General features: G+C 60.6%; 7 protein-coding genes. 6 read left to right on the top strand and 1 reads right to left on the bottom strand.

Annotated features, from left to right (window positions below):
* Positions 1-62 precede the first annotated feature (62 nt).
* From RZS28_RS07595 to RZS28_RS07585, 3 genes are all read left to right on the top strand, one after another.
* Positions 63-2,120 (top strand): thioredoxin domain-containing protein, encoded by a 2,058-nt coding sequence (locus RZS28_RS07595; RefSeq protein ID WP_407340719.1) that lies wholly within the window; start codon positions 63-65, stop codon positions 2,118-2,120.
* Between the two features lie 153 nt (positions 2,121-2,273).
* Complete coding sequence (locus tag RZS28_RS07590) at positions 2,274-2,663, top strand: acyl-CoA thioesterase (protein ID WP_407340718.1); 390 nt, start codon at positions 2,274-2,276, stop codon at positions 2,661-2,663.
* Positions 2,664-3,222: 559 nt separating this feature from the next.
* Complete coding sequence (locus tag RZS28_RS07585; RefSeq protein WP_407340717.1) at positions 3,223-4,986, top strand: class I SAM-dependent methyltransferase; 1,764 nt, start codon at positions 3,223-3,225, stop codon at positions 4,984-4,986.
* A 19-nt stretch (positions 4,987-5,005) separates the two neighbouring features.
* Here RZS28_RS07585 and RZS28_RS07580 read toward each other — a convergent pair whose 3' ends face one another.
* The gene (locus tag RZS28_RS07580; protein ID WP_407340716.1) at positions 5,006-7,306 is read right to left on the bottom strand and encodes a glycosyltransferase family 2 protein; all 2,301 of its coding nucleotides are present in this window, start codon (positions 7,304-7,306) and stop codon (positions 5,006-5,008) included.
* A gap of 389 nt (positions 7,307-7,695) precedes the next feature.
* Between RZS28_RS07580 and RZS28_RS07575 the strand changes: the two genes are divergently transcribed.
* From RZS28_RS07575 to RZS28_RS07565, 3 genes are all read left to right on the top strand, one after another.
* Positions 7,696-8,988, top strand: coding sequence for a hypothetical protein (locus RZS28_RS07575; RefSeq protein WP_407340715.1), 1,293 nt, complete (start codon positions 7,696-7,698; stop codon positions 8,986-8,988).
* A 34-nt stretch (positions 8,989-9,022) separates the two neighbouring features.
* Positions 9,023-10,258 (top strand): hypothetical protein, encoded by a 1,236-nt coding sequence (locus tag RZS28_RS07570; RefSeq protein WP_407340714.1) that lies wholly within the window; start codon positions 9,023-9,025, stop codon positions 10,256-10,258.
* Positions 10,259-10,322: 64 nt separating this feature from the next.
* Positions 10,323-11,381 carry a hypothetical protein gene (locus RZS28_RS07565; protein WP_407340713.1) on the top strand — a complete coding sequence of 353 codons (1,059 nt, stop codon included), beginning with the start codon at positions 10,323-10,325 and terminating at the stop codon, positions 11,379-11,381.
* Positions 11,382-11,505 lie beyond the last annotated feature (124 nt).

Raw genomic sequence — 11,505 nt, 5'->3', positions numbered from 1 at the left:
GACAATTCTGCCATAGTTCCACAATGCTTCTGGCGCAGCCCATCTGAAGAGAAGACGCTTCCATGTCAGCCAACGAACTCAGCCGAGCCGCAAGCCCCTATCTTCTGCAACATGCGCATAATCCGGTGCATTGGCGAATGTGGACCAAAGCGGCCTTGCAGGAAGCGCAGGATCAAAACAAGCCGATCCTTCTGTCCGTCGGCTACGCCGCTTGCCATTGGTGCCATGTCATGGCGCATGAAAGCTTCGAGGACGCCGACACGGCCGCTGTGATGAACGAACTTTTCGTGAACATCAAGGTCGACCGCGAGGAAAGGCCTGATATAGATCATATATATATGTCTTCCCTCCAAGCTTTCGGCGAGCGGGGCGGCTGGCCGCTAACCATGTTCCTGACGCCCAATGCCGAGCCTTTCTGGGGCGGGACTTATTTTCCCAAGGTCGAGCAATATGGCCGGCCGGCCTTCGTGACCGTCTTGAAGACGGTCGCCCAGGCCTTTCACGCCGAGCCCGACCGCATCGCAAAAAACACCAAAATCGTGCGCGAGGGGCTTACGAAAGCGGCGCCGCCCGGCGACGGGGGCGCGCTCACCTTGGAGCAATTGAACAATCTCGCGCCCCAGGTCGTCAATTTCATCGATCAGGTTGACGGCGGCCTGCGCGGCGCGCCGAAATTTCCCAATACGCCGATCTTCGAACTTCTTTGGCGCGCCGGCGCGCGGCTCGGCAAGATCCCCTATCGCGATCTCGTCAGGCTCACCCTGACCCATATGTCGGAGGGCGGCATTTATGACCATCTCGGCGGCGGTTATGCGCGCTATTCGACGGATGAGCGCTGGCTCGCGCCGCATTTCGAGAAAATGCTCTATGACAATGCGCAGATCCTCGAGCTTCTGGCGCTTTGCTACGACGAATTCCACGACGACCTCTTCCTGATGCGGGCAAGGGAGACCGTCGGCTGGCTGACGCGCGAGATGACCAATTTCGAAGGGGCTTTCTGCGCGAGCCTCGACGCCGACAGCGAAGGCGTCGAAGGCAAATTCTATGTCTGGACCTGGGAGGAGCTGGTCGCCCGGCTCGGCCAGGAAGACGCGAGCTTCTTCGGCAAATTCTATAACGCCTCGCGGATCGGCAATTGGGCCGAGCATCCGCATGGCGAGATGGTCACGATCCTGAACCGTCTCGAATCCAAGCGTCCGACGGCGGAGGAGGAGGCGCGGCTGGCGCCGATCCGGCAAAGGCTTTTCGAAGCCCGCGAAAAGCGCATCCGTCCGGGCCTCGACGACAAGATCATGGCCGATTGGAACGGCTTGATGATCGCTGCGCTCGTCAACGCCGCGACGCTCTTGAACGAACCCGAATGGATCGCGCTCGCCGCCCGCGCCTATCAATTCATCGTCGAGACGATGCAATTCGTCGATGCGGAAGGCAAGACCCGCCTCGCGCATAGCTGGCGCGCCGGCGTGCTCGTCAAGCCCGGACTGGCGCTCGACCACGCCGCCATGATCCGAGCAGCGCTCGCCCTGCACGAGGCGCGCAACCTGCCGGTCTTCGCGTCGATCCCGGCGCGCGACTATCTCGGCGACGCGATCGGCTGGGCCGAGGCTCTCGAGGCCTATCATGTCGATGCGGAAAGCGGCCTCCTGTGCATGGCGGCCGCGGACGCAACCGACGTGATCTTGAGGCTCTCGCCGACCTCCGACGACGCCATTCCGAACGCCCATCCGGTCTATCTTTCGGCGCTGGTCCGCCTTGCGGGCCTCAGCGGCGACGCGCGCTGGCTGAAGCGGGTGGATGCGCTTTTCCAGGCGGTCGCCCCATCGGTCAGGACCAGTTTCGTCGGCCATGCCGGAATCTTGAATGCGCTGGATCTGAGGCTGCGCGCGAAGGAGATCGTCACCGCAGGCCCGAAGCGCCTCGGCCTTTATGAGGCCGCGCTCGGCGCGCCATTCATCGATCGCATCGTTATGGACATTGACCGGCCGGATCAGATCGCCGAAGGCCACCCCGCGAAGGCGCAAGCGCAGATGGCCGCAGAGGCGGCGGCTTTCGTCTGCTCCGGCGGCGCCTGTTCCTTGCCAGTGCGAAGCAAGGAGATGCTGCTCGACAGCTTGAAATAATCGGCTTCAACCGGCAAAAGGAGCCGGCGCCGCTTCGGCTACTTTGGCGCATTTTCAAGCGAACTGGATACCGGTTCGCGTGAAGAAAATGCGCTGAAACTAAAATGCTCTCGCGTGCGGCGCGTAGATCGCTTTATTTTTCAAGGATGGAACATGCAGGATAAAGGGGCCTCGATGCCGAACGAGGCGCCGGTCATCCGCACGATCGCCATGCCCGCCGACACCAATCCGGCGGGCGATATTTTTGGCGGCTGGCTGATGTCGCAGATGGATCTGGCGGCGGGCAGCGTCGCCGCCAGGATCTCGCGCGGCCGCGCGGCGACGGTGTGCGCCGAGGCCATGGTGTTTCACAGCCCGGTCTTCGTCGGCGATGAGGTGAGCCTTTTCGCCCGGGTGGTCGGGCGGGGGCGGACGTCGCTGCGAATCGAGGTCGAAGCCTGGCGCCGCGCGCGGGACTGCGAGGAGAGCACGAAGGTGACGGAAGCCCTCTTCGTGTTCGTCGCGATCGGGGAGGACCGCAGGCCCCGGCCGCTGCCGGAGTAAGCTGAATTCGAGCCGCGCATTGCCCGGCGAGATGGCGCGCATTACCCTATCAAATTGTCGATCGTGACTTGCGTGGGAAAAGTGGCGTCCGGGTGATGGAAGTGAATTAACGCTTTACTTCTACTACATAGTTTTGCCTCTGTTTCCTCGATATGTTCCATTTTAGAGAGTGGGACCTGAACCGTAGACGGGGCGGGCAGCGGCGGCGGGGAGCCCTGAAGGACTTTATCAGACGCGCTGATGCGAAAATCCCCGGCCGCGTTTCGCCCGATTTGGTCGACGCCAACGGATCTATATAATTGAAAATACAAGGTTTTTTTAATTAACATAGGCAAAGCGATTATCGAGAAGCCATTGTGACCGTGGGAATGGAAAAGAAACGGCGCCGCCTCTGCGGTGAAGCTGCTCGACTATCAGTCCCGCGTCGTCATGGTCCGTCGCTGGACGGGGACCTTTTTCGAGGATGAACAGCTCGTTTATCGCAGCGCTGGGCGCCGCTTGGCGAAACTTTCAGCGTCCCCAACAGGCAAGCCTGTCGCTTTTGAAGCGATTGGGTCAAATGGCCGACGCCGCCAGGGCGCACAAGGTGGCCTCGTTCTGGGATCAAAATGTCGGAGGGCATTGCGAGCCGTTCGCCCATTGGGAGAGCCCCGCATCGATTCAGCACGCGCTCAATAAGCTCGTCACCGGCGATATTTGGGCGCATCCGCCCGGCTGGTTCATGCAGCATTATGGCCCCTTCGCTCACGTCGCCGAGCTTGGCTGCGGCGACGGGATTCTCGCTCAAGTTCTCCTTGGCGGCGATCCCGCGCTGACTATGGACGCCTATGACATCTCGCCCAGATCCCTCGCCCGCGCGGCGGAGCGCATCAAGACTCATCTAGGCCCGACGGACAGATGCCGATTCGTGCAGATCGACCTCAACAAGGAAAGTCTGCCGGAGGCGGTCTACGACGCGGTGCTGACCACGGGCGCCATGCACCATGTCGAAAGGCTCGATTTCTGTTTCGGGAGCATCCGGCGGTCGCTGCGCCCCGGCGGCTATTTGTGGCTGAACGATTATGTGGGGCCGCGCCGCTTTCAATGGTCCGACACGCAGATGAGGCTCGCCGACGAGCTTCTGGCGCTCGCGCCGAAGGCTTGGCGCTTGCGCGACAAGGTTATCCGCTGCGATGAGCGCAAGCTCCGCGACTTGGATCCGTCCGAGGCGGTTGCGCCCCAGCAGATCGAGGCGGGGCTCGCCGCGCATTTCGAGATCGTCCAGAAATGGCCGCGCGGCGGCACTCTGCTTGCCCCGATCTTCGGTAGCGGCTGCCTCGACGCCGCCATGGGGGACAGCGCCGAGGGCTTGGCGATCCTCGCCGCCATGTTCGAGGCTGAGCAAGACCTCATACGCGAGGGCGCCTTGCCGTCAGAAAGCTACCTCTACATCGCCAAGCCGCGGCCAGCCGCCGCCGACATCGTGCGCGAAGCCTTCGAACGTCACGCCGGACCCGCGCCAGAAGCCGCACAATGCGGCATTCGCGGCGACCTAGAGCAATGGCTGCATCTGAACGAGGTGGCCGCCTTCGAATCGGTCCGCGCGCGCGACTGGGTGGCGCCGTTTCCGCCGCGGGCGCTGATGCATCGCACGTCGGGCCTCGACGATGTCAGACATTTTGGCGCGCATGGCGCCGATATTGTGAGGGCGCTTGCGACGGCGAGCCCGCGGCCATTGACCGATTATCGCGACCTGCTCGATTTCGGGGTCGGGGTCGGCCGCGTGGCCCGCCTGTTCAAGGGATTTGAGGGACGCTACGCGGGCGTCGATGTGGACGCCGACAATATTGCTTGGGTTGCTGAATGCCTGCCTTGGGTCGAAGCGGCGAAGACGGAGCCGGGCGCCGCGCTGCCTTTCTCGGATGCGCGCTTCGACGCGGTGGTCAGCGTCTCCGTCTTCACCCACATGAACGAGCAAAATCAGCTTTTCTATCTAGAAGAGCTTCGCAGGGTGACGCAGCCGGGAGCGATCTTGTTCCTGACCGTTTCCGGCGAGCGCGTCCTGGCGAGGGCCGAGAGCGAACCCGCCATCGCCGCGATGCTCGCCGCGCCTGAGGGCGGTCTGGCCGCGGCTAGAACGGCGTTCAATGCCGGATCGGGCTTTTGCTTTCTGCTGCAGCACGGGCATTTGACGTCCACCGCGAACGAATATGGCGTCACCTTCATCAGCGAGTCCTACGTCGCGTCGCACTGGTCGAGATATTTCGATGTTCAGGACATCCGATGCGGCGCAATCCACGATTTCCAGGATATTGTCGTGCTCCGCCGGCGGGATGACATTTGAGGCGTGAGCCTCCGCCGATTTACGCCGTGACCGCCGGGATGGCCCGTACCTGTCCGAGCACAAGATCTACGAATTCTTCCCGTTCGGTTCGCTCGATGACGGTAGACTCCTGGGCGAGGCCGCGCAAATAGGCTGCAAGAGTGTTGTCGTCTTCGGGATATTTGCAACCTTGCTTTGCGAGGAAGGATGCGAGCTTTTCGATCGACGGCGCCAAGTCTTCATTCTCTGCGAAGGAAGGTCGACCCTCTTCGATGGACCTCGAGCGAATTTCATATTCGAAGACGGTCTGGGCGAGGCTTGTCCAGATCATTGAAGCGTCGCAATCTTGCGTCGCGAAGATCGAGAGCTTGATCGAGATCGCTTCCTCAACGCCGCGGCTCTCGCGCTCGCCGGCCTGCGTCACGCCAGTCGAAACTTGCCGACGATGACTGTTCAAAACCTGAGGGCAGAAGCCGATGTCGCCGTGGCGCAGACATTCGACATAGGTCCACCAGTCGCCGCAGTAGCGAAAGCCTTTTAGCGACTCGACGCAGCCGACGAGGGCCTCACGCCGAAAGAGGACGGCGCTTACATTGGGGATCGTGTTCTTGATCGCAAGCGCCTCGGCGATTTCCTGATCGCCGCGGTTTACATAGGCTGTCAACCACTTCGTTTCGCTCAACGAGTCTGTATAGAAGCGGTAGGATTGTGAAAGTAATTCGCCTTCGGCGCCGATTGATTGGGAATCGCAATAGGCCAGGGTCAATTGCGGATCCAGGAGAAGCGGGGCCATCCGTTCCAGGAAACGCGGATGCGCGCAATCATCGCTCTCCGCGATCCAGACAAGATCGCCGGTCGCGCGCTCGATCCCTTTCGTCCATTGCTGGAACGTCGAGCCGCTGTTGCTCTCATTTGAGATGATCGTGAACGGAATCGCGGATTTCGTCGCCCAGGCTTTTGCGCGCGCCAGGCTGTCGTCGCTCGAGCAGTCGTCGAGAAAAATGATTTCGTCGGGCGCCAGTCTCTGCTCCAAGATCGAGCCGATGCGTTGGTCGAGATAATGCGCATGGTTGAAGTTTGGTATGATCACGGAAATGCTTGACTTGCGGAACGCGCGATAGCTCGCCTTCCGGGCCAGGATGTCGATCCAATCGGCGTCGTCGGGGGGCGCGCTCGCTATGAGATCATGATGCCGGAGCTGCAATTCGGCGCATATTTCGGCGAGAGGAGCAATGGCGCACGCCTGCTCGACGACGAGACTTTTAGGGTCGCGGAATCTCAGCGCGCGCAGCAGACGATCGAAGAGCAATCTATGATCGGCGCCGGAGAGATCCGGATGCGCGAGCTCGATCACGGCCGCTCCATCCGGAATCGATTCAATGTGGGCATTGGTTACAAGGTGAATATCGAGAGCGGGCAAAGACGCGAGAATGCGCAATTGTCGATCGATCTCGTCCGACAGGGGCTCTTTCGCTTTGCCGACATCGACGATCACTACCCTGAAGGGAGCTTCTAGAGCCGTCTCCTTGTTTGGCGGCCGCCGCCAGGGAAGCGCTTCGAAATAGGCGGTTGGAGAGGCCGGCGGAGGGAGAACCGGATGGGTGCTCCGCCACGCTCTGCGGCCTTGTGCGTAGGAAGCCAGCGCCGTTTGGCGCGTCACGCTTTCGTCCATGGCGCTTGCAACGAAGAAATCAACGTCGAAACAGGGCGATGGATTCCGGCCTTCGGCAGCGCCGACCGCTATGTAATGATGTAAAGGCTCAAAGCCCTCATCCCGCGCATCTGGATTCTTCATTTGATACCAGGCCGCGTCGAAGAGCGGACCTGGCGAGCGGCCATCTTTGGCCCCCGATGCGACAAAGTGCAAAAAAGGGTCGAAGCCCGCCAATCGCACATCCGGGTTGTTTTCAAGGTACCAACGCCGGTCGAATAGCGGCGTCGGGACCAGGCCGCGACGCGATCCATCCGCCGCGAAATGTCCAAGCGGGGTGAGGCGGCCTAGCCCGCCGCTGATCTTGCTGTAGAACGGCGTCGAAAAATAAGGGGATGGCTCAACGCCTTCCGCGGCGCCATACAGAATATAGTCAATCAGCGGATTGCGATCGCGCCGTGCGGATCCACGCGCCGCCTCGTACCAGGCTGGATCGAAGAGAAGGTGAGGCCGGCGTCCCTGTCTCGCGCCTTCTTGCAAGTAGTGCGAGATCGGATCAGAGCCTTCGGCGCCGACATCGGGATAGGCGGTCTTGTACCAATCTACATCGAAGATCCGGCTTCGTGCGATGAGCCATCGTCTCCGCAAGGCGTTGATCGATGAAAGCAGCGTTCGATATGCCGGCGACATGGAGGGATTGTGTACCGGTCAAGCCATCTTGTCACGCGGCGCGGCAGGAGCAATTCCTGTGCTTAAGTCGCCGTCACGGCATTCTCGCGAATGGGCGCCGGCTCCTCGCAAGCCTCAACTGCGCCGCTTCCGAGCGCGGGCTTGGGCATAGGCCGCCACGAAATCACCAGGATTTCATTATAGAAAAAGATAATTTGAAATTGTTCAATTATCTAACGGCGACTCTCGCGCGCAGGCCGCTTGAGCCATTTGGCGGGCGAGCGCCAAAAGCATATTCGTGACGAAATCAAGATCATGATTATTTTCATTAACGAGCCGTGTACATCCTGTCCAAGCGCTCGAAGCCGCATGGCTCGGGTCACAGGCTTGAGAGAGGTTCGAGGCGGAGAATGACGCGCGATAAGATCAGAGAGCCCGACGTCAAACGGCTTCTCGCGCTGCGTCTGAGCTCTAATGCGCTGGCCCTGCGGGAGGGTTTCGAGCGCGGCCTGCAGGGACTGAACGGCGTCGTCGAGAAAGCCCGAAACGTCTCGCGCAGCGCGACTCGCTCGCCCCCCTATGAAGGCTTTGAAGCGGATGCAAGCTCGCTTTGGCTTCGGCGGAGTTTCATGGTCTGTGTTGTTCTTCCGTTTCTTGCGGGCGTTGCGTATTTTGGTTTTCTGGCGTCCGATCAATTTCTTTCGGAGACGCGTTTCGCCGTGCGGGGCGCGACCGAATTGATTCCCGGCAGCGATGCGTTGGCGGCTTCCGGCCTGGGCGCCTTGGGTAGCCTGAACATAAATCAGGACGCCTACATCGTTGCCGATTATATCCAAAGCCGTTCGATGGTTGACGATCTCTCGAAAGAGATCGATCTGCGCGCCATGTTCAACAATCCGAAGGGGGACTGGTGGGCGAGGCTCGATCCATCCGAGACTCCGGAGGGCCTTCTCCGCTATTGGCGCAGCGCGGTCCAGGCTTCAGTTGAAGTCATTTCGGGCATCGTGACCGTTACTGTGCGAACTTTCTCCCCTGAGGACTCGGTGCGCCTCGCTGCCGCCATTCGCGCGCGCTGCGACATCGTCGCGAACAGGCTTCTCGATCGGATGCGCGGCGGCCTGATTGAGCGCGCCGAGGCCGAGGTGAAAGTGGCGAGGGATCGCCTCGCCGCGCGTCGGACGAATCTAGAGCAGTTCAGAAATGCGCGAAATTTGATCGATCCGCGCGCGTCGGCGCAATCCTTGGGAGAGACCATCACCGAATTGCGGCGCGATCTCATCGACGTCGAAGTGAAGTTGGACAGCGCCATAGAATCCCTTGACGCCAATGCCCCGCAAATTAGGGAGCTTCAGATCAATCAGCAGGCGCTGAAGGATCAGATTGCGAGACTCGAGTCCAAGATTACGAGCCAAAATCGCAATGCGCCGACCGCATCCGGAGCTTTGACCCAATATGATCAATTGGACATCGACAGGACCTTGGCGGAACGGAGAGTCATGCTCGCCGAAAAGCTCTTGGACAATGCGCGAGCCGACGCCAGCCGCCATCACATCTATCTCGTCTCTGTAGAGGAGCCTACTTGGCCGCAGAGCTCTCTGTTTCCGAAACGAGCCTCCACCGTTGTGACGATCTTGTTTTCCGCGCTGTGTCTCTGGTCGCTCGGCCTGCTGCTCGTCGCCGGCGTGCGGGATCACGCAACATGAAGGAGGCGATGGGCGCGGTTCGATTGACGGCTTCATGAGCGACGGGCCCCTCCAATCAAAGCCTGCGGCTGGCCATCCCACCGGCTCGACGGGCGCATATGCGGTTGAGCACTTCGCCCTGCGCGAGGATCTGCGCCGGGTTTCAGTCCCTATCGACCAGTTCGGCTCCTGGCGAAGGCAAATTCTATCCTTCGTGCTTTGCGTTCTTGGGCCTATGCTGTGCGCTTCGCTCTATTATGGCTTGATCGCCTCCAACCAATATGCGGCGGAGTTTCGATTCAGCGTCAGGTCGGCGGCCGAGCTCGGCGGGGAAGAGGATCTCGTCGCGCTGCTGACTCGAGGTCGCGGGGCGCATGATATAGGGAGCCTGCCCTATGTCGTGGCGAACTATCTGCGGAGCCGCAATGTAGTGAGGGAGCTCGACCGGAACGGCGCGCTTCGAACAATGTTCTCGAATGACGGGGCCGATTGGCTGTCTCGATTCGACCGGACGGAAAGCGAAGACGCTCTCTGGACCTATTGGCAAGGGATGGCGACCATCAATGTCGATCGCGTGTCGGGGCTGGTTCTCGTGCGCGTGCGCGCCTTCACGCCGGAGGACGCGCTCGCCCTGGCTAAGGACGTTGTGCGCGCAACCGAGGCGATGATCGACAGTCTCGCGACGCGCGCGCGGCGCGACGCGCTCTATTCCGCCGAAGAGGAGTTGGAGCGGGCCGGCCTGCGCTATTCTGATGCGCTCCGGGCTTTGCGCGACGTGCAAAATCAGGAAGGGACCATCGATCCGCAACGAACCATCGACGCGGCGGCGACGACCTTATTGGGCGTCCTTCGCGAGAAACTGGCCTTGGAGCGCCAGCGCGACGCAAATTTGAAAGTGGTTTCCGCGACCGCGCCGCAGCAGCAGGTTCTCTCGAACCAGATCCGAGCGCTTGAGTCGCAAACCACGGCCTTGACCGAGGCGCTGACGAACAAGCGGGAGGATGTGAAATCGGCCGCTCGATCGATCGAGCGGTTCGAGGAGGGAGAACTGGAGCGTCGTTTTTCGGAGCGGCTTCTCGAGGTTGCGCAGGCAGGCTATGAGCGCGCGCGTCTGGAATCGGAACGGCAACACGTCTATCTCGCGCTCTTCGTTGAGCCGAAGAAGCCTGAGACGGCGGAATATCCTCGCCGTCTCCGCTCGATCGCTTTCGTCGGGACATGCGCGTTTGGGTTGTGGAGCGTTGTGATGTTGACGATAGCGGGCGTTCGTGACCACAGGTCCGAGAGTTGAAGAGCAGCTTCGCGTTCCAGCGCCAAAGCTAGATCCGATCCGACCGGCGCAATTCGAGGCGGCAATGTTGTTCAGTATCGACGAAGATGTGGGCGAACGCATTATCGGCTGGCTCATGCCGGACAATCCGTCTGCGACGCCGAGAATTCTGGTGCATCTTGATCCCGAGCATCACGTCGTTGTGGAGGCCTTTGTCTATCGGCCATTGCTCAAGGAGCAGGGGCTCCATAACACTGGCGTCTGCGGCTTTGTCATAGATGAAGCCAATTGCCCCGGGGTTGCGGCGGCGGCGAAGCTGGAAATTACCGACGCGGACAACAATGTACTGATCTATCGGCGGCGCCTCGCGGTCCCTTTGGCCGAGCAGAGGTTCCTGCGTCTTGAAACGCAATTGTTCCGCTCCTCCAATCTTGACGAGCAGCTGGCTCCGCTTTTCCAAATGTCTTACAAGTCTATGGAGCTTTTTCCCGAAGAGACGACGCGATCGATTTTCGCCATTCCTTTTACGAAATCCATCTTCGCATCGGGCCGTATTTTCTTTCGGGCCTGGGAGCCGCTGTTGCGCGATCGCGGCTTCAAGGTCGGCGTGCTGCTGCGGGAGCCATTCGAGGAACTGTCCGAACGGCTGCTCATCTTGAAATGGGCGTCGTCGGCTGATGTGAGCTCCACCGTGCTCGATTTGATGCCTGCGTTGCAGACTTGCGCGGGAGGACTGCGCGACGTCCAGCTTAGCGATCCCGGGGCTCTTGACGCCGTTTTGTCGCGCCCATCCGATGAAATGCGTCCGTTGCTTTACAATCCGCTTGTCTATCAGCTCGCGGCGCCAAATGCTTTCGATCCGCCGCCGATGCCGGAGACCGCCGCCGCGCTGGACGCGCTGGCGGAGCTTGACGCCGTCGGCCTTCGCACGGATCTGACCTCATTTTTGGATCTCCTCGGGGCCGTGCTGGACTTGCCTCATCCGCTTGCCGAGATTCCTTTAGCCCCAAGCAGGACCGTGGCCGGCTTCGCGGATATATTGCGGGAGATGCGCTCGGCCCGGGCGCTGATCGAAAAGGATCTAGAAGTTTATTCGGAGGCGGCGCGCGTTCTCGCGATTCCACCAGTGGCGAAAGCACGATAAAAATATCTTTGCTGGTGAAATGGCCTCTAGCCGGCTCTTCTTTCAGCGCTCAACTTTTTTACGTCATGGCGATCGGAGATAATTTGCGGGCTTCACAAGTTTCGGACGCGAAGAGCAGGGCGAT

This window comes from Methylocapsa polymorpha (genome assembly GCF_045689225.1).
In the GTDB taxonomy this organism is placed as follows: Bacteria; Pseudomonadota; Alphaproteobacteria; order Rhizobiales; family Beijerinckiaceae; genus Methylocapsa; species Methylocapsa polymorpha.
Note: the sequence above shows the minus strand (reverse complement) of the source record. Positions and strands in the feature narration are given on the sequence as shown.

Excerpts from the sequence above, each read along its gene's own strand:
- RZS28_RS07565 (WP_407340713.1), top strand. The coding sequence starts at position 10,323 with ATGTTGTTCAGTATCGACGAAGATGTGGGCGAACGCATTATCGGCTGG.
- RZS28_RS07590 (WP_407340718.1), top strand. The coding sequence starts at position 2,274 with ATGCAGGATAAAGGGGCCTCGATGCCGAACGAGGCGCCGGTCATCCGC.
- RZS28_RS07595 (WP_407340719.1), top strand. The coding sequence starts at position 63 with ATGTCAGCCAACGAACTCAGCCGAGCCGCAAGCCCCTATCTTCTGCAA.
- RZS28_RS07570 (WP_407340714.1), top strand. The coding sequence starts at position 9,023 with ATGAGCGACGGGCCCCTCCAATCAAAGCCTGCGGCTGGCCATCCCACC.
- RZS28_RS07575 (WP_407340715.1), top strand. The coding sequence starts at position 7,696 with ATGACGCGCGATAAGATCAGAGAGCCCGACGTCAAACGGCTTCTCGCG.
- RZS28_RS07585 (WP_407340717.1), top strand. The coding sequence starts at position 3,223 with ATGGCCGACGCCGCCAGGGCGCACAAGGTGGCCTCGTTCTGGGATCAA.
- RZS28_RS07580 (WP_407340716.1), bottom strand. The coding sequence starts at position 7,306 with ATGTCGCCGGCATATCGAACGCTGCTTTCATCGATCAACGCCTTGCGG.